This window comes from Simplicispira piscis (assembly GCF_054783455.1).
The window spans coordinates 387390-404602 of the sequence record NZ_BAAGQN010000007.1; the positions used below are offsets into that span (position 1 = coordinate 387390).

Annotated in this window: 13 protein-coding genes; 5 read left to right on the forward strand and 8 right to left on the reverse strand. The window is 64.1% G+C overall.

The annotated features are described in order from the left end of the window. Positions 1-21 precede the first annotated feature (21 nt). Both ACYVOC_RS05195 and pgi read left to right on the forward strand, forming a co-directional pair. Positions 22-1143, forward strand: a complete 1122-nt coding sequence (locus ACYVOC_RS05195) for a beta-ketoacyl-ACP synthase III (protein WP_116002834.1) — start codon at positions 22-24, stop codon at positions 1141-1143. A gap of 97 nt (positions 1144-1240) precedes the next feature. Continuing rightward, on the forward strand, positions 1241-2806 hold the full coding sequence (pgi, locus tag ACYVOC_RS05200) for a glucose-6-phosphate isomerase (protein ID WP_461161076.1): 1566 nt from the start codon (positions 1241-1243) through the stop codon (positions 2804-2806). Positions 2807-2824: 18 nt separating this feature from the next. Here the strand turns inward: pgi and ACYVOC_RS05205 are convergent, their stop codons facing one another. The 4 genes from ACYVOC_RS05205 to ACYVOC_RS05220 all read right to left on the reverse strand — a co-directional run bounded on the left by ACYVOC_RS05205 (position 2825) and on the right by ACYVOC_RS05220 (position 6499). Further along, entirely contained in the window at positions 2825-4348 is a 1524-nt protein-coding gene (locus tag ACYVOC_RS05205; RefSeq protein ID WP_461161077.1) for an AMP-binding protein, read from the reverse strand. A 128-nt stretch (positions 4349-4476) separates the two neighbouring features. Further along, complete coding sequence (locus tag ACYVOC_RS05210; protein ID WP_461161078.1) at positions 4477-5748, reverse strand: SPOR domain-containing protein; 1272 nt, start codon at positions 5746-5748, stop codon at positions 4477-4479. 104 nt (positions 5749-5852) lie between these two features. After that, positions 5853-6143, reverse strand: a complete 291-nt coding sequence (locus ACYVOC_RS05215; RefSeq protein ID WP_461161079.1) for a DUF4148 domain-containing protein — start codon at positions 6141-6143, stop codon at positions 5853-5855. A gap of 71 nt (positions 6144-6214) precedes the next feature. Further along, complete coding sequence (locus ACYVOC_RS05220; protein ID WP_116002840.1) at positions 6215-6499, reverse strand: DUF4148 domain-containing protein; 285 nt, start codon at positions 6497-6499, stop codon at positions 6215-6217. Positions 6500-6804: 305 nt separating this feature from the next. Between ACYVOC_RS05220 and ACYVOC_RS05225 the strand changes: the two genes are divergently transcribed. Further along, entirely contained in the window at positions 6805-7452 is a 648-nt protein-coding gene (locus ACYVOC_RS05225; protein WP_116002842.1) for a DsbA family oxidoreductase, read from the forward strand. A 64-nt stretch (positions 7453-7516) separates the two neighbouring features. Here the strand turns inward: ACYVOC_RS05225 and ACYVOC_RS05230 are convergent, their stop codons facing one another. Together ACYVOC_RS05230 and ACYVOC_RS05235 are read right to left on the reverse strand one after the other, a co-directional pair. After that, complete coding sequence (locus tag ACYVOC_RS05230) at positions 7517-7966, reverse strand: CreA family protein (protein ID WP_116002844.1); 450 nt, start codon at positions 7964-7966, stop codon at positions 7517-7519. 132 nt (positions 7967-8098) lie between these two features. Further along, positions 8099-9028: a LysR family transcriptional regulator gene (locus ACYVOC_RS05235; protein WP_116002845.1), complete on the reverse strand. Its 930-nt coding sequence runs from the start codon at positions 9026-9028 to the stop codon at positions 8099-8101. A gap of 151 nt (positions 9029-9179) precedes the next feature. Between ACYVOC_RS05235 and ACYVOC_RS05240 the strand changes: the two genes are divergently transcribed. Further along, positions 9180-10394: an ABC transporter substrate-binding protein gene (locus tag ACYVOC_RS05240; protein ID WP_116002847.1), complete on the forward strand. Its 1215-nt coding sequence runs from the start codon at positions 9180-9182 to the stop codon at positions 10392-10394. 110 nt (positions 10395-10504) lie between these two features. Continuing rightward, positions 10505-12019: a CoA-acylating methylmalonate-semialdehyde dehydrogenase gene (locus ACYVOC_RS05245; protein WP_116002849.1), complete on the forward strand. Its 1515-nt coding sequence runs from the start codon at positions 10505-10507 to the stop codon at positions 12017-12019. A 150-nt stretch (positions 12020-12169) separates the two neighbouring features. Here the strand turns inward: ACYVOC_RS05245 and cphA are convergent, their stop codons facing one another. Continuing rightward, positions 12170-14737: a cyanophycin synthetase gene (gene cphA, locus ACYVOC_RS05250; RefSeq protein ID WP_461161080.1), complete on the reverse strand. Its 2568-nt coding sequence runs from the start codon at positions 14735-14737 to the stop codon at positions 12170-12172. Positions 14738-14785: 48 nt separating this feature from the next. Then, positions 14786-16990: a cyanophycin synthetase gene (locus ACYVOC_RS05255; RefSeq protein ID WP_461161081.1), complete on the reverse strand. Its 2205-nt coding sequence runs from the start codon at positions 16988-16990 to the stop codon at positions 14786-14788. Between the last annotated feature and the right edge of the window lie 223 nt (positions 16991-17213).

Consider the following 17213-nt stretch of genomic DNA (forward strand, 5'->3'; position numbering starts at 1 on the left):
AGGGCGCAGGATTTGATTTCTATGCATTCAGTTGTTATTAGCGGCACAGGTCTTTACCAGCCCCCGTACACCATCAGCAATGCCGAACTGGTGGATGTTTTCAACCGCTACGTGGACGAGCAAAACACGCTCCATGCCGGCGAAATCGCTGCGGGGGCGCGCCCGGCCCTGCCGTATTCGAGCGTCGAGTTCATCGAAAAGGCCTCGGGCATCCAGCAGCGCTACGTGATCGAGAAAAGCGGTTTGATGGACCCGGCACGCATGTGCCCGCGTTTGTCTGAGCGCCCTGACGACCAGCTCTCGCTGATGGCCGAGATCGGCGTGGATGCCGCGCAAAAGGCGCTGGCGGCGGCGGGCCGTACGGGGGATCAGATCGATGCTGTGCTGTGCGCCGCATCCAACATGCAGCGCGCCTACCCGGCCATGGCTGTGGAGATCCAGCAGGCCCTGGGGGCTGGCGGCTATGGGTTCGACATGAACGTGGCCTGTTCTTCGGCCACCTTTGCCATCGAGCAGGCGGTCAATGCCGTGCGCACCGGCAGCGCGCGCTGCGTGCTGGTAGTGAGTCCTGAAATCACCTCGGGCCACCATGCCTGGCGCGACCGCGACTGCCATTTCATTTTTGGCGACGTCTGCACCGCCGTCATCGTCGAGCGGGCTGACGACGCCCCATCGGCTGACCAGTGGGAAGTGCTGGGCACGCGCCTTGTCACCCAGTTCTCCAACAATATCCGCAACAATTTCGGGTTTTTGAACCGCAGCGAAGACAGCGACCCCAACGCCCGCGACAAAACCTTCCGCCAGGAAGGCCGCAAGGTGTTCAAGGAAGTCGTACCCATGGCGGCGGCGCATATCGAGTCGCACCTGGCCGCACTGCAGCAATCGCCAGCGGCAGTGCGCCGCTTCTGGCTGCACCAGGCCAACCAGAGCATGAATGACCTGATCGTGCGCAAGATGCTGGGAACGCAGCCCGACGCCGATGTCGCGCCGCTGATCCTGGACGAGTTCGCCAACACCGCCTCAGCGGGTTCCATCATCGCCTTCCACCGCCACCGGGCCGACTTGGCTGCGGGCGACCTGGGGGTGATTTGCTCCTTTGGCGCCGGCTATTCGGTCGGCAGTGTGGTGGTGCGCAAGCGCTGATCGTTCTTTTGCCACCCTTGGGGCGCGTTGTAAAAGGATGTTGGGTCGCGCGATTGCGAAATCGGATGGCGCCGTCTGGGTTTAGACTTTGCACCCCATGAACCAGCCTATCCGTTGCGACGAATCCCCACAATGGCTTCGCCTGCGCGCCTTGTATGAAAACGAGGGCCGCATGCTGGACATGCGCCAGGCCTTTGCCGCGGATGCCCAGCGCTTTGCGCATTTCAGCCAGACGGCGCCCCATGTTTTTGCGGACTTGTCAAAAAACCTCTGGGATCGGCAGACCGAGTCTTTGCTGCTAGACATGGCCGCGCACTGTGGGCTGGAGGCGCGCCGCGATGCCATGCTGCGTGGCGATCCGATCAACAGCACGGAGCAGCGGGCGGTGCTGCACACTTTATTGCGCCGCCCCCGGGGGCTGGCCTTGCCGGGTGATCGGCCGGAAGTGGCAGGCGGTCTGGTGCAGGTGCACGCCACGCTCGATGCCATGCTGGCCTATGCCGAGGCGGTGCGCGCCGACGAGGGCATCACCGATGTGGTGAATATCGGCATCGGCGGCTCGGATCTGGGCCCGCACATGGCGGTGCAGGCGCTGGAGGCTTATCGTGCGCAAGGCAAGCGCTTGCACTTTGTCTCCAACATCGATGGGCATGAACTGCATGCCGCGCTCCAGTCCTTGCAGCCCAGTCGCACGCTGTTCCTGGTAGCCTCCAAAACATTCACCACCGTGGAAACCATGACCAACGCCCGGTCGGCGCTGGCCTGGTTCCATGCGCAGGGCGGGCGCGATGTGGCGCGGCACTTTGCCGCACTCACTACCAATGTGGATGCCGCGCGCGAGCTGGGCATCACCACCACATTCGGGTTCTGGGATTGGGTGGGCGGGCGCTACTCGCTGTGGTCTGCCATCGGTTTACCTGTGGCGATTGCCGTGGGGGCCGAGGGTTTTCGCGAGCTGTTGGCAGGTGCACATGCCATGGACGAGCACTTTCGCACCGCGCCATTGGCCCGCAACCTGCCCGTGCGCCTGGGTTTGCTCGACGTCTGGTACCGCAACTTCCACGGCTTCGACAGCCGTTGCATCGCGCCCTACCATGCCTACTTGCGGCGGCTGCCCGCCTATCTGCAGCAACTGGAGATGGAAAGCAATGGCAAGCAGGTGGATCGGCAAGGGCGCCTGCTGCCCATGGCGACATCGCCCGTGCTCTGGGGCGAACCAGGCAGCAATGGCCAGCATGCGTTTTTCCAGATGCTGCACCAGGGCAGTGATGTCCTGCCGCTGGAGATTGTGGCCGTGCGCCGCTGCGCGCATTCATTGGCGGGGCACCACAGCATGCTGCTCGCCAACGCCCTGGCGCAGCCCCAAGCCTTGATGGAGGGGCGTGCCAGCGAGTGCGGGCATCGGCATTTTCCCGGCAACCGGCCCAGCAGTTTCTTGCTGCTGGAGGCGCTCACACCGGCATCGTTGGGCGCGTTGATCGCATTGCAGGAGCATCGTGTGTTCGTGAGCGGCAGCCTTTGGGGCATCAACAGCTTTGACCAGTGGGGCGTGGAGCTGGGCAAGGTGCTGGCCCGGGACCTGGAGCAGCGCCTGGCCACCGGGAATGTGGAAGGGCTGGATGCATCTACCGCGGGGTTGCTGCAGCGGCTGCGCTCTGAGTGAAGTTGGCCGCCAGGGTTCTCAAATCTGTTCGCGCAGGACTGTTTTGAGTACCTTCCCATAGTTGTTGCGGGGCAGGGCGCTCACCGTGATGTAGCGCTTGGGTCGCTTGAAGCGGGCTATCCTTTCCAGGCAATGTTGATCGAGTTCGGCGTGCACCACTTTTGCCCCGTCCTGCGCCACGACGAAAGCCACCACAATTTCGCCCCACTCCGCGTCGGGGGCGCCCACCACAGCCACCTCGGCCACGCCGGGGGCGGTCAGCAGCACTTCCTCCACTTCGCGCGGATAGATGTTGGAGCCGCCACTGATGATCAGGTCCTTGCTGCGGTCCTTCAAGGTGAGGAAGCCGTCTTTGTCCAGGCTGCCCACATCGCCCGTCCATAGCCATCCGCCGCGCAAGGCTGCGGCCGTCGCTTCGGGGTTGCGCCAGTAGCCGGCCATCACACTGTCGCCCTGTACCAGGACTTCACCCACTTCGCCCACAGGCAGTACCTCGCCCTGCGCGTTGGCTACCCGCACCCGGACAGGCGTCTGGGCCACGCCGACCGAGGCAATGCGCTCCTGATAGCGCGGGTGTCCTGTGTCGGCCAGCTGCGCGCGCGCAAGGGCCGTGGCCACCATGGGTGTTTCGCCCTGGCCATAGATCTGCACAAAGCGCGGCCCCATGACCTGCAGGGCACGCTCGATATCGGCCACATACATGGGTGCGCCGCCATACACAATGGTTTTGAAGGCGCGCGCGCAATTGACCACGGGGATACCGGCTTCTTCGGCATGGTCTACCAGGCGCTTGACGATGGTGGGTGCGGCGAAGGTGGACAGAGCCCCCATTTGCCAGCCCAGTGCAAACAGCTCCGCAGGGTCTACGCCGCCCGACGCTGGCACCACATGGCGCGCCCCGGCCATCAGGTGGGGAATGGCGTACAGCCCGGCACCATGCGACATGGGCGCGGCATAGACGATGGTGTCCTGGGCGGCTACGGGGTCCACATCCACGAAATAGGTTAACCCCATGGTCATGAGGTTGCGGTGCGTCAGCATCACGCCCTTGGGGCGGCCTGTGGTGCCGCTGGTGTAGAACAGCCAGGCCACGTCGTCGGGTGCGCGTTCGGTGGTGGGCGCGGCCTCCAGGTCTTGCAGGGGCGTCAGCAGGGCGTTGGCCCTTTCGGACTCGATATCGATCTGTTGTTCCAATCCTGCGAGTACGCCAGGAGCGACATCACTGGTGGTGAATCCCCAGCGGGCCTGGGCGTCCTCGACGATCCATTCCACCTCTCTGGGGTGCAGTTTGGCGTTGACGGGCACCACCACCAGGCCGGCCCACCAGGCAGCGCACAGCACCTCCAGGTAGCGGGGATGGTTGCGCATGAAGAGCAGCACACGGTCCCCTGGCTGTAAACCGGCAGCGCGCAGATGCTGCGCCAGTGCGGCGCTGCGCGCTGCCCACGCGCCGTAGGTCGCCCATGGCGCGTTGCCAAGGAAGAGGGCGGGGCGGTCGGGTGACAGGCGGGCATGCCGCAGCAGCAGGTGGATAAGGTTCATGGGGCTTTCAGTGTTCGGCAAACGGCCTGTGCGTTTGCCATGCCCTCGACCATAAACAGCAACGCCGTTTCTGCCTATACCGTAGGAATACGGAGCAGGGGCATTTCAAGCCCGCCAAGAAACGCCTCTTACTGCTTGAACACGACGGCTTCGAGTTGCAGGCCCCGTATGCGGGTGGCCGCCGCACCGGCTTCCTTGGCGGAGGCGTAAGGGCCAACGCGCACCCGGATGCGCGAGCCTTTGGCGGTTTCCAGAAGCTGACGAAACGCCGGCAAGCCCTCGTTGAGCAGACGTGCCTGGGTTTTGCGGGCATTGGCTTCTTCGGCAAAAAGCCCTACGTTGATGTAGTAACCCGGCGTGCTGCCAACGACGGGAAAGGGCGCGCTGGCAGGTGTGGATGCCTGTGGCGCCACGGCGGCCGCAGGGTTGTTCTTGCGGGCGGGCGGGCGCTGCTTTGTGCTGCTAACCGCCCCCGATTTGGGCAGGAGTGGGGCTGCCGACGGGGAGGTGGCGGGAGTCGCAGGTGGTGGTTGGATAGCCTCAGCGGCGCTGGCGGGTGTAGGCGTGGGCACCACGGCTACGGGAGCAGGAGCAGGAGCAGGAGCAGGAGCAGGAGCAGGAGCAGGAGCAGGAGCAGGAGCAGGAGCAGGAGCAGGAGCAGGAGCAGGAGCAGGAGCTTCGCTGCTGCTGGGTGCCGGGGGTGTGGGCTCCGGTGTATTGTTGTCGTCGGCCACCAGTGGGGCTGAAGCGGGCAAGGCCACCGGCGCTGCCTGCGAAGCGGGAGTCGTCACGACGAGCGGAGTCATCGCTTCGTTGGACGCCAATGTGTCTGGCGTGTCGCCCGGGGGCAAAACCCAGTAAGCGGCCAGGGCGGCGGCCAGTAACAACAGGTTGAGCGCAGCCAGGCCGGACAGGCGCTTGAAGCTCCCCGCCTGGCGTTCCAGCTGGGCACAGGCCTCGGGAATGGTGCGGGTGGCCGCCAGGGCGCGGGCAATGCGCTTGCGGATTTCGGTGTGCAAGATGGCGTCACCATAGAGGCCGGGCAGGACAAAAGCCAGCAGGCCAAAGACCGTCATCAACCCCCAGTGCACGGCATCGGGCCATTGCAGCTGGGCACGGCCCACGCCAAAGACCAGCAGGGCCAGCCCTTCAGCGGCCGCCACATACATCAGGGCAGGCCCCCATAAGTGGCGCAGCGCCATCCAGCTCAAGGTACACAAGCTGGCGCCGGTATTCCAGCCAGGGCGCGTGCGGCCCAGGCGATCGAAATGGGCGAAACGGGGCAGATAGCGTTCCGTCCCGATCGGGCCGAGTGCCGCCCGGTACAAGGTCGTCATGGCGCTGTCGGCCGGTTCGGCGGACGGCCGCAAGGCGTCGGCAGGATCCTGGTGCGTGGGCATGGCCGATTCTGGCATGCAGCCGCAGGGCATGCCAGAGTGCGCGCCCACAAAAAAACCCGCAGGGCTTGCGTCCTGCGGGCGGGGTGCTGCCGGGTGCAGCGTGATCAGCTGCGATTGCCGATGGCGATGTGGCCCGCGCGGGCGGCCGTCACGGCTTCGGCGCGCACCGTAGCGCGGTCCAGCGCCGAAGAGGCTGCCGGGGTGGCCACGGCGAAGTTCTTGAAGCTGGGCAAAGCCTTGACACCTTCGGCGCGCACATCGGCGCTGCTGCGGGTGGACTGGAAGTTGGCTTCGAAATTGGTGCCGTACAGGTTGCCATTGAGTTCAACAGCTTGTGCGCCGATCGAGGCGAAAGCGGCTACGGCGGCGATAGAGAGAATGCGAGCGGTGTTCATGATGGTGTCCTTGGGAGAAACAGGTTTGGTTGTGAGTGCTCCTGCAAGGGCTTTGCAGGAGAGGGAATCAATCAGCTGCGGTTGCCGGTGGCGATCTGGCCAGCGCGGGCGGCGGTCACGGCTTCAGCGCGGATGGCGGCGCGGGTCACGGCCGATGGGGTATCTCCCTGGCGATCGGCCACTTCGAAGTTCTTGAACTGCGACACCGCCTGCACGGCCTCGGCCTGCACCGCAGAGCGGGCGCGGGTCGATTGGAAGCCGGCTTCGAACTGGGTGCCGTAGAGGTTATTCGCTTGGGCGCCGAACGAGGCAAAAGCAGTAACAGCGGCGATGGAGAGGATGCGGGATGCGGTCATGGTGAAGTCCTTGGGTCAAAGTTATTTCAGGGAGCCGGGTCCGCAACCTTGAGGCGGTGCTGATCCGGGTCGGTGAGGGGCTCTGGTGGGCTGCGTCTCATCGATGGGTGAACTTTAATCCCATCTAGGCCAAAGAAAAACTATCAAGTCACAAACTAACTGTTCCAGTATTCGACACAATCAAAATCTTGAAATCGAGGGGCGCGTGGCAGCTGGCATCCTGGTATCGGTACAAGGCGTTTGGAGGGCAAGGGCATTGCGTTCGCCCTACCATGGCAGGCCCAAAACCATTGCCGTGGGCTGCCATGACCAAGACCTTGAAGATTGACTTTGTGTCCGATGTATCGTGCCCCTGGTGCGTCATTGGCCTGCGGGCCTTGCAGCAGGCGGCAGATCGGCTGAAGGACGAAGTAACGCTGGACCTGCATTTCCAGCCGTTTGAACTCAACCCGCAGATGGGGCCGCAAGGGCAGGACATTGGCGAGCATCTGCAGGAAAAATACGGCGCCTCGGCCGAGCAGCGAGAAGCTACCCGCGCGGCCATTGCTGCGCGCGGCGCGGAACTGGGTTTTACCTTTACCCCCGGCGCCCGTGGCCGCATCTACAACACCTTTGATGCACACCGCCTGCTGCACTGGGCAGAGCTGCAGGGGTGTCAGCTTGCGCTCAAGCAGGCCTTGTTCAAGGCCTATTTCACCGATGGGCAAGACCCGAGCAACCACGACCTGCTGGTGCGTGTTGCGGGTGGGGTGGGACTGAACGAGGACGAAGCGCGCTCACTGCTGGCGTCCGGCCGCTTTTCTGATGAAGTCCGTGAGCGGGAGCAGTTCTATCAGCAGCAAGGCATTCACTCGGTGCCCGCCATCGTCATCAACGACCGCCACCTCCTTCAGGGTGGCCAGCCGGTCGAAGTGTTCGAGCAGGCGCTGCGGCAGATTGTTGCGGCAGAATGACGGATTGCTATTTAAAACATAGCTTCTAACGCTTTATATGTAAGCGTTATAGCCATTTTTACTATTATTTCAGCGGGATGGCCAAGGCCCGGTCCACCGGCACCGCCGTCACGCTGTTCTGGGGCGAGCCGTCGATGAGCTTTTCCGAATACGTCAGATAGACCAGCACATTGCGTGCCGGATCCACCATGCGCACGATGCGCAGGCGCTTGAACAGGATGGACATGCGTTCGCTGAACACTTCTTCCTGCTTTTTGAGTGGCCCCGGAAAACTGAGCGGGCCCACCTGACGGCAGGCAATGGAGGCTTCAGCGCGGTCTTCGGCCAGGCCCAGCGTGCCTTTGATGCCGCCGATGCGTGCCCGCGAGACATAGCAGGTCACGCCCTGTACGCCGGGGTCGTCATAGGCTTCCACGATGATGTCGTGGTCGCGGCCGAGCCACTGGAAGGCGGTGTCCACCGTGCCGATTTTCTCGCCGGACGAAGCCAGCGCGGCGACGCTGCAGCAGGCCATGGCAAGCCCCAGCCAAAGGTGCCGTGCAGGGCGGCGAATGGAAGGGCGAAAGCGTGAGAGGGATGTTTTCATGGGCGTGTGGCGGCGTTGCAGGGATGGAGGAGGGGTCTCTGGTGCGGTGCCCTCATTGTCTCAGTCCATGCGCTGCATGGTGTGGGTTTCTCCCATGAGAAAAGCCTGGTTGCGCTGGGTGGCCTCGCGCAAATAGTCCCACAGTGCGCGCACGCGGGCCAGTTCGCGCCGCTCGCTGGGCGCTGCGATCCAGAAGGTGCGAATGATGTCGATGTCTGCCGGCAGAACGGGCACCAGGTCGGGGCATTGTGCGGCCAGAAAGCATGGCAGCACCGCCAGGCCCTGGCCTTCGCGCACGGCGTTGTATTGGGCCACGATGCTGGTGCTGCGCAGCGGGGTGTGGGCGTGCGGTGCGATGGTTTCGAGGTAGCGCAACTCGGGGCTGAACGAGAGTTCGTCGACATAGCCAAACAGGCGATGCTCGGCCAGATCGGCGACGCAATGGATGCCTGGATGACGGGCCAGGTAGCGCCTGCAGGCGTAAAGCTGCAGCCGATACTGCGACAGTTTGCTGGTGACCTGGGTGCTGCTGCGCGGGCGCTCGATGTTGATGGCCAGATCGGCCTCGCGCTGCGACAGGTTGATGAACCGGGGCACCACCAGCAACTCGACCGTGATGGCGGGGTGGCGGTCACAAAAATGGCTCAGATGGGGCGCCAGAAAAAAACTGCCAAAACCTTCCGTCGCACCCAGGCGCACATGGCCTGTCAGCATCTGGCTGTCGTCGCCGATGTCTTCGTCCAGCAGGGCGACCGTGCTCTCGATGCGTTCCACATGTTCCAGCAGCCGATGGCCGGCAGCGGTCATGACGTGCCCGGCCGGAGTGCGCTCGAACAGTTGGGTGCCCAGTTCTTTTTCCAGGCGGTGCAGGCGGCGCGTCACGGTGGAGTGGTCTACGTCCAGGCGCCGCGCGGCTTCCTGGGCCGATTGGGCGCGCACCACCGCCAGAAAGAGACGCAGGTTGTCCCAGTTGATGCCCGCTTGTGTCATGGATGGAGTCCGGTCATGGGGTCGCTGTGGTGGTGCAAATTTGCATTCTATGAATTCATAAGTGCTATATCCGAATGCATAAACACAATGATAGAGTGAATCCGTAGTCCACAGACTGCAGGTTCAGGCCGTACAAAACAAGGAGACAAATATGCAGACATTCATCAGAAATTCGGTTGCGGTGGGGGTGTTGGCCCTTTGCGCCGGTGCACAGGCGCAAATCTCGGATGGCGTGGTCAAGATTGGTGTTTTGACTGACATGGCCGGACCTTATTCGGGCATGGGCGGTGCAGGCTCGGTAGTGGCAGCGCGCATGGCGGTCGAGGACTGCCTCAAGGCTGAATGCAAGGACATGAAGATCGAGGTGGTGAGTGCCGACCACCAGAACAAGGCCGACATCGCCGCTACCCGGGCGCGCGAGTGGATGGACCGCGACAAGGTCGATGCCCTGGCCGACCTGACCAATTCGGCAGGCGCCCTGGCAATCCAGAAGCTGATCAAGGAAAAAGGCGGCATTGCGCTCTACAGCGGCCCCGCCACCACGCGGCTGACCAATGAGGATTGCGCAACCAACGGTTTCCACTGGATGTTTGATACCTATTCGTCGGCTTCGGGTGCGGCAGCGGCGCTCACGCAGGCGGGCTTCAAATCGTGGTACTTCCTCACCGTCGACTACGCTTTTGGCCACTCGCTGGAAAAAGACGCCTCGGACGTGGTCAAGGCCCAGGGCGGTACGGTATTGGGCAGCGTGCGCCATCCGCTTAATGCGAGCGATTTTTCGTCCTTCATGCTGCAGGCGCAAAACTCCAAGGCCCAGGTCATTGGCCTGGCCAACGGCGCGCAGGACACGGTCAATGCCATCAAGGCGGCACGGGAGTTTGGCGTGGACGGCAAGGACCAGCGGGTTGCTGCGCTGCTGATGTTCCTGACGGACGTGCACTCTTTGGGTCTGAACCAGGCGCAGGGCCTGCTGTTCTCCGAGGGCTTTTACTGGGATATGGACGACAAAACCCGCGCCTTCGCCGCACGTTTTGAAAAACTGCACAAAGGCTACAAGCCCACCATGGTGCAGGCGGGCGTGTATTCGAGCGTGCTGCATTACCTGAAGTCGGTGGCGGCGGCCAAGACCGATGACTGGAAGGCCGTGGCGCAAAAGATGCGCGACTTGCCGATCCAGGACCCCATCATGCGCAACGCCAGTATTCGCCCTGATGGCCGCGTGGTGCATGACATGTACCTCTTCCAGGTGAAGAAGCCTTCCGAGTCCAAGGGCGCGTGGGACTACTACAACACGGTCAGCACCGTGCCTGCGCAAATCGCTTTTAAACCCCTGGCCGATTCGACCTGCCCGCTGGTCAAGAAGTAAGGCCCGGCCTTCCCCTGGCGCCGTGTTGGTGGTGCCACCACGACTCCCTGGCGTGCGGCATGCGTGCGCAAGGGTGGCGCCTCCCTGCCTGTTTTTCACGATAGATTGCCATGAACACCCCTGCCTCCACCCCCGCCACCATCCACCACTTCATCGGCGGCAAAGCCTACCCGTCGAAAAGCACTGAGTGGCGTAATGTCACCAACCCGGCTACCCAAGAAGTGGTGGCGCGCGTGCCCTTTGCCACACCTGAAGAGGTCAACCTGGCCGTAGCCAGTGCCCGCGAGGCGTTCCAGACCTGGCGTTCCACGTCGCTGGGCGCGCGCATGCGCATCATGCTCAAGCTGCAGCACCTGGTGCGCGAGCACTTGCCCGAGCTGGCGCAGCTCATCACCCTGGAGCATGGCAAGACCTTGCCCGACGCCGAGGGCGAGGTGGCACGCGGCCTGGAAGTGATTGAGCACGCCTGCTCCATCACCACCTTGCAACTGGGCGAGATCGCAGAAAACGCCGCTACGGGTGTGGATGTGTACAACCTGCTCCAGCCGATTGGCGTGGGCGCTGGCATCACGGCGTTCAACTTTCCGGTCATGCTGCCGTGCTTCATGTTCCCGATGGCCATTGCCTGCGGCAATACTTTTGTGCTCAAACCGTCCGAGCAAGACCCCAGCTCGACCATGCGCCTGGTGGAGCTGGCGCACGAAGCGGGCATTCCGCCCGGCGTGCTCAACGTGGTGCATGGCGGCGCGCAGGTGGCGGACATGATTTGCGACCATCCGGACATTGCCGCGCTGTCGTTCATCGGTTCGACCCATGTCGGCCAGCACATCTACCGCCGCGCTTCAGATGCCGGCAAGCGTGTGCAGTCGATGATGGGCGCGAAAAACCACTGCGTCGTCATGCCGGACGCGCACAAGGAGCAGGCCATCAACAACCTGCTGGGTTCGGCCTTTGGCGCTGCCGGCCAGCGTTGCATGGCCAATTCGGTGGCCGTGCTGGTGGGCGCTGCGCGCGATTGGTTGCCCGAGGTGACCGAGCGCGCCGGAGCGCTCAAGGTCGGCCCGGGAAGCGACCGCCAGGCGGATCTGGGGCCGCTGGTCAACCCCCATGCGCGCCAGCGCGTGCTGCGTTTGATTGACTCGGGCGTGGAGCAGGGTGCGCGCCTGCTGCTCGATGGCCGCCAGTGCACGGTGCCAGGCTATGAGAGCGGCAACTTCGTGGGACCGACGATTTTTTCCGACGTCAAAGTCGAAATGGACATTTACCAGCAGGAGATTTTTGGTCCGGTGCTGAATGTGGTGTGCGTCGAGACGCTGGAAGAGGCCATTGCCCTGATCAATGCCAACCCGAACGGCAATGGCACCTCCATCTTTACTTCCAGTGGCTGGGCGGCGCGCAAGTACCAGCACGACATCAACGTCGGCCAGGTCGGCATCAACGTGCCGATCCCGGTGCCGGTGGCCTATTTCAGCTTCACCGGGTCGCGTGCTTCCAAAATGGGCGATTTGGGCCCCAACGGCAAGCAGGCCGTGCAGTTCTGGACACAGACCAAGACGGTGACGGCGCGCTGGTTTGAGGATGGCAGCGCTTCCGAGGGGCTGAATACCACTATTTCGATGAAATAAATTTCAAGCAAAATAGGGCTTTAGCGCTTATGGAGCAAGCGCTGTAAGCTATTTTAGTAATAGCAATGTATCAAATAAAAAGGCCCCGGCGCATCGAGCGGCGGGGCCTTTTTGCGTGGTGCAGGGCTCTTTTTACGTACCGTAGGGCGCTCAGGCCTCGGCGCAGCGCTGGGCAAGATGGGCCAGCGCTTCTTCCACCTGGTCGACCAGCACCAGGCACAGGTCTCCGGGCTGCAGGCGCGCGAGGGCGGTGTCGATGGCGATGAACTCGCCGCGGATTTCCTCCACGTGGCTGGTGCGAGCGGCCCCGGCCAGGCCCTGTCGCAGCAGGGCCATGACTTCGCCGTCGGCCCGGCCGCGCTGGGCGGCGTCCTGGTACAGGATCACATCGTCAAATGCCGCGCCCAGAATGACCGTTTGCTCGCGGATATCCTCGTCGCGCCGGTCGCCCGCACCGCTGATGACCACGCTGCGCCGCTGGGCAGGCAGGGCGTTGACGGCGGCCACCAGGGCGCGCATGGCGTCGGGGTTGTGGCCATAGTCGGCAATCACCGTGGCGCCGCGGTAGTCCATGATGTTGAAGCGGCCAGGCGCGTTGTCGCTGTCGTTGACAAAACCCGAGAGGCCGCGGCGAATGGTCTGCCAGGGCAGCCCGACGCCCCAGGCTGCTGCGACGGAGGCCATGACGTTCTCGACCTGGAAGCCAATCTTGCCGTTGCGCGTGATGGGGACGTCGCGCAGGTGGATGATCTCGCGCCACGAGCCCTCAGAAGCGACGATGGAGTCGCCATCGACATACACCGTGCGGTGGCCCTGGGCGCGGTGCGTGGCCATCACGGGGTGGTGGCGGTCGCTGGCGAAAAAGATGGTCTTGCCGGGGCACGCACTCACCATGGCCGCCACGATGGGGTCGGTGGCATTGAGCACCGCGTAGCCCGCCGGGTCGACGTTCTGCACGATCACGCGCTTGAGCACCGCCAGGTCTTCCACTGTGGTGATGTAGTTCAGCCCCAGGTGGTCGCCGGCGCCGATGTTGGTCACCACGGCCACCTGGCAGCGGTCAAAACCCAGCCCCTCGCGCAAAATGCCGCCGCGGGCCGTCTCGAAGACGGCGGCGTCCACGTCGGGGTGCAGCAGCACGTTGCGAGCGCTCTTGGGGCCCGAGCAGTCGCCGCTGTCGATTTGGCGGCCGTTCACATAGACGCCGTCGGTATTGGTCATGCCCACGCGCAGGCCCTGGGCTGCGAACAGGTGGGCAATCAGGCGGGCGGTTGTGGTTTTGCCGTTGGTGCCGGTGACGGCCACTACGGGAATACGCCCGTCCTGGCCAGGGGCATAAAGGCGGTCCACGATGGCCTGGCCAATGGCGCGGGGCTTGCCATAGGACGGTGCAAGGTGCATGCGCAGTCCGGGCGCGGCGTTCACTTCGACAAAACCGCCGCCCTGCTCTTCGAGCGGGCGCAGCACGGTCTCGGCCACCATGTCCACACCGCAGATGTGCAGGCCCACCATCTGGGCCGCAGCCACGGCGCGCGCGGCCACCTCGGGGTGTACGTCGTCGGTCACGTCGGTGGCGGTGCCGCCGGTGGACAGGTTGGCGTTGTTGCGCAGCACTACGCGCTGGCCTTTTTCGGGCACGGAATCGGGCGTCAGGCCTTGCTGCGTGAGGCGGGCCAGCGCAATGTCGTCGAGCCGGATCTTGGTGAGCGATGTGGCATGGCCCTCGCCGCGGCGCGGGTCCTGGTTGACGATGTCCACCAGCTCGTGCACGGTGCGCTCGCCGTCGCCCAGCACCTGCGGTGGCTCGCGGCGCGCGGCTGCGACCAGTTGGTCGCCCACCACCAGCAGGCGGTAGTCCTGGCCTGGCAGGAAGCGTTCGACCATGACCGTGCCATATTCCACGGCGTTGCGATAAGCCTCTTCCAGCTGTGCGAAGTCGGAAATATTGACCGTGACGCCCTTGCCCTGGTTGCCGTCCTGGGGTTTGACCACCACGGGCAAGCCCACTTTCTGGGCCACGGCCCAGGCCTCGTCGACCGATTCCACCGGCTGGCCCAATGGCACGGGCACGCCAGCGGCGTGCAGCAGGCGTTTGGTGAGGTCTTTGTCCTGGCCAATCGATTCGGCTACAGCGCTGGTCGAGTCGATCTCGGCGGCCTGGATGCGGCGCTGCCGGGAGCCCCAGCCAAATTGCACCAGGCTGCCCTGGGTCAGGCGCCGGTACGGAATGCCGCGCGCCACCGCTGCCTCGACGATGGCTCCGGTGCTGGGGCCCAGGCGCTCGTCTTCGTCCAGCTCGCGCAAATGGGCAATGGCCGCTTCGGCGTCGAAATGGCCATGGTTCAGGGCGGCTTCAATCAGCTGCTGCGCGTCGGCAAAGGCCTGGCGGCCCACGCATTCTTCGCTGTATTCCACCACCACCTGGTAGACGCCAGGATCGACGGTGGCCGTGGTCCGGGCAAAGGTGACGGGGCAGCCCGCCTGCGCCTGCAGAGCCAGCGCGGCGGTTTGCAACACATGGGCCAGGGACAGGTCGGTGTCGCCCCCTTCGGGGTGCAGTGCACCGATGGCCGGGAAGAGTGCACGCAGGCGGGTTTCAAAGCCTTCGATCTGCGCCATGGCGCGTTCGGATTCGGCACAGGAAACCACGGCCTCGATGGCCAGGTTGCGGCTCCAGAGGTTGGGGCCGCGCAGGGCCCTGATGCGGGTGACATCCATGGGGTCGTTCTTTCAGAAATCTGCCGGAGGAAAGGGCCGGGGCGGTGTTCAGGTGCGGAGGATTTCCTGGGCGTTCAGCTCAGGCTCGAAGGTCTTGATGCCCGCGCCGATCAGGTCGGGGGCAATGTCCAGCGCCCAGGCTGTGGCTACGGCGGCCAACAGGGCGTCGGTATCGGGCACCACCGCATTGCGGCCAAAGGTCAGATCGCTCAGGGCGCCCAGCACGTGTTCTGCATTGCCCGTGGCGAGCACCACGCGGCCGTTCTTGAGCACTACGGCGCGGCCGTTGTTCTCGGCGCGGTGCTGCGCAACGGTGGCAAGGCCGGGATCCTGGGCGTACAACACCACGCTACCGTCGCACAGGGGTGCCAGTTCGGCCACTTGGGCAATGGCGGCATGCAGCACAGCCGCGCCGCCTGCGAGCACCACATCGACCTGGGTGCGCAGCACCCGGGTCATCTGCTCTTGCGCGTGCACGTCGAACTCGGCCAGCGTTTCCATGCCGTCCATGTCGGTCACCACGCCCACTTGGCAACGGTCGTAGGCCAGGCCGTCACGCAAGATGGTGCGGGCATCGTTTTCGATCACCACGGCCTGCACGGTCTTGTTCATCAGCAGGCGGTGTGCGGCTTCCCAGTGGGCGCTGTCGGCGGCCTCCACGCGGCGGCGGTCTAGGAAAAGGCCATCGCGGCAGGCGACGCCCGTGTGTCTGCCGCTCAGGTGCAGCAGCCAGGCTACCAGGCGTGCAATCGTTGCGCTGTCACGGGTGCCGGCCACGCCCACGACGGGGATGCGGCCTGCCTCGCCAGCCTGCTCTTCTGCAGGGAAGAGGTGTTCCACGATGGCCTGGCCCACAGGGCGGGGCGCGCCCACGGCGGGCTTGAGGTGCATCAGCAGTCCGGGGCCTGCGTTCACTTCGACAATGGCGCCGCCTTGGCTGTGCAAGGGGCGCGCGATGTTTTGCGCGACCATGTCGATGCCGGCGATGTCCAGGCCTACGACGCGGGCTGCAAGGCCTGCGATGTAGGCCACTTCAGGGTGCACTTCGTCGGTACAGTCCACCGCCACGTTGCCGTTGCGCTGCACCACCACCTGGCGTCCCGCTGTCGGCACGGCCTGGGCATCGAGGTCCTGGCGTTTGAGTTCCAGCTGCACGGCCACGTTGGTGTTGGCATCGATGATCTCTAAGGGGTACTCTTCTTCGTAACCCCGGCGCGGATCAGAGTTGAGCTGGCTGTCGATCAGCTCAGCCACGGTGGAGCGGCCATTGCCGGTGATGCCCACCACTTCGCCCCGTGCGGCGGCTACTACCTTGCCATTGACCACCAGCAGGCGGTGCTCATCGCCAAGGATGAAGCGCTCGACCATCACGTCACTGCCTTCGGGGTAAGCCACATGGAAGGCGGCCTCGATGTCTTCCCTCTTGCGCAGGTCCAGTGTCACGCCCCGGCCGTGGTTGCCATCCGAAGGCTTGACGACCACGGGCAGGCCGATGTCCTGCGCTGCTTCCCAGGCTTCTTCGGGGCTGTGTACCACCTGGCCTTCGGGAATGGGTACGCCGCAGGATTTCAGCAGGGACTTGGTCAGGTCCTTGTCCGAGGCGATGCCCTCGGCAATGGCGCTGGTGAATTCGCTTTCGGCCGTCCAGATGCGGCGTTGGCTGGCGCCGTAACCCAACTGCACCAGGTTGCCGTCATTCAGGCGGATGTGCGGGATTCCGCGGTCGGTGGCGGCGGTCACGATGCAGGCGGTGCTGGGGCCCAGGTAACAGTCATCGACCTCGGTGCGGACCTTGGCCACGGCGGCTGGCACATCGAATGGTTCGTCGTTGATGGCCGCCATGATCAGGCGGTGGCCCTGCTCCAGCGCCATGCGCGCCACCTGCTCGTCGCGTGCCCGAAAAACCATGCGATATACGCCGTGCACCGAGGTGCTGCGCGTCTGTCCGAAGCCCGTGGGCATGCCCGACAGATTGAGCAGTTCGATGACGATGTGCTCCAGTACATGACCGCACCAGGTGCCTTCCTGCAGGCGTTGCATGAAACCGCCCCGTTCGCCCACACCGCAGTGGTGTTCGATCAGTGCAGGCAGCCAGGCTGTCAGCCGTTCATTGAACCCTGGAATCTGGTGCGAAGGATGGTTTTCGAGAGCCCCGAGGTCCAGCCAGACTTCAAGCGCAGGACGGTAAGTCCAGATATTGGGGCCGCGCAGGTAGTTGATGCGCAGGAGTTGGATGTCGTTGAATTTCGCCATGGAGTGCTGCGGAAGAAGGGCCTGCCGGGTGCGGACGTTGCAGAATAAGGGAAAGAGAGACGAGAGGATTGTGCGCCAGTCTGGTGGGCACTGTCATCGAATGCGGGGGGGCAGACGTTATCTCCATTCCAGGCCATGTGTGCGCTGTGCACCCGGCTGGCCCCCATCAGGGAGAATCCGCGTAAGCGCAACGTTCGGCACGCTACGCCGACGGGGGCGGAGG

Coding starts and splice junctions, on each gene's coding strand:
- ACYVOC_RS05195 (WP_116002834.1), top strand. CDS start 22: ATGCATTCAGTTGTTATTAGCGGCACAGGTCTTTACCAGCCCCCGTAC.
- pgi (WP_461161076.1), top strand. CDS start 1,241: ATGAACCAGCCTATCCGTTGCGACGAATCCCCACAATGGCTTCGCCTG.
- ACYVOC_RS05205 (WP_461161077.1), bottom strand. CDS start 4,348: ATGAACCTTATCCACCTGCTGCTGCGGCATGCCCGCCTGTCACCCGAC.
- ACYVOC_RS05210 (WP_461161078.1), bottom strand. CDS start 5,748: ATGCCCACGCACCAGGATCCTGCCGACGCCTTGCGGCCGTCCGCCGAA.
- ACYVOC_RS05215 (WP_461161079.1), bottom strand. CDS start 6,143: ATGAACACCGCTCGCATTCTCTCTATCGCCGCCGTAGCCGCTTTCGCC.
- ACYVOC_RS05220 (WP_116002840.1), bottom strand. CDS start 6,499: ATGACCGCATCCCGCATCCTCTCCATCGCCGCTGTTACTGCTTTTGCC.
- ACYVOC_RS05225 (WP_116002842.1), top strand. CDS start 6,805: ATGACCAAGACCTTGAAGATTGACTTTGTGTCCGATGTATCGTGCCCC.
- ACYVOC_RS05230 (WP_116002844.1), bottom strand. CDS start 7,966: ATGGCCTGCTGCAGCGTCGCCGCGCTGGCTTCGTCCGGCGAGAAAATC.
- ACYVOC_RS05235 (WP_116002845.1), bottom strand. CDS start 9,028: ATGACACAAGCGGGCATCAACTGGGACAACCTGCGTCTCTTTCTGGCG.
- ACYVOC_RS05240 (WP_116002847.1), top strand. CDS start 9,180: ATGCAGACATTCATCAGAAATTCGGTTGCGGTGGGGGTGTTGGCCCTT.
- ACYVOC_RS05245 (WP_116002849.1), top strand. CDS start 10,505: ATGAACACCCCTGCCTCCACCCCCGCCACCATCCACCACTTCATCGGC.
- cphA (WP_461161080.1), bottom strand. CDS start 14,737: ATGGATGTCACCCGCATCAGGGCCCTGCGCGGCCCCAACCTCTGGAGC.
- ACYVOC_RS05255 (WP_461161081.1), bottom strand. CDS start 16,990: ATGGCGAAATTCAACGACATCCAACTCCTGCGCATCAACTACCTGCGC.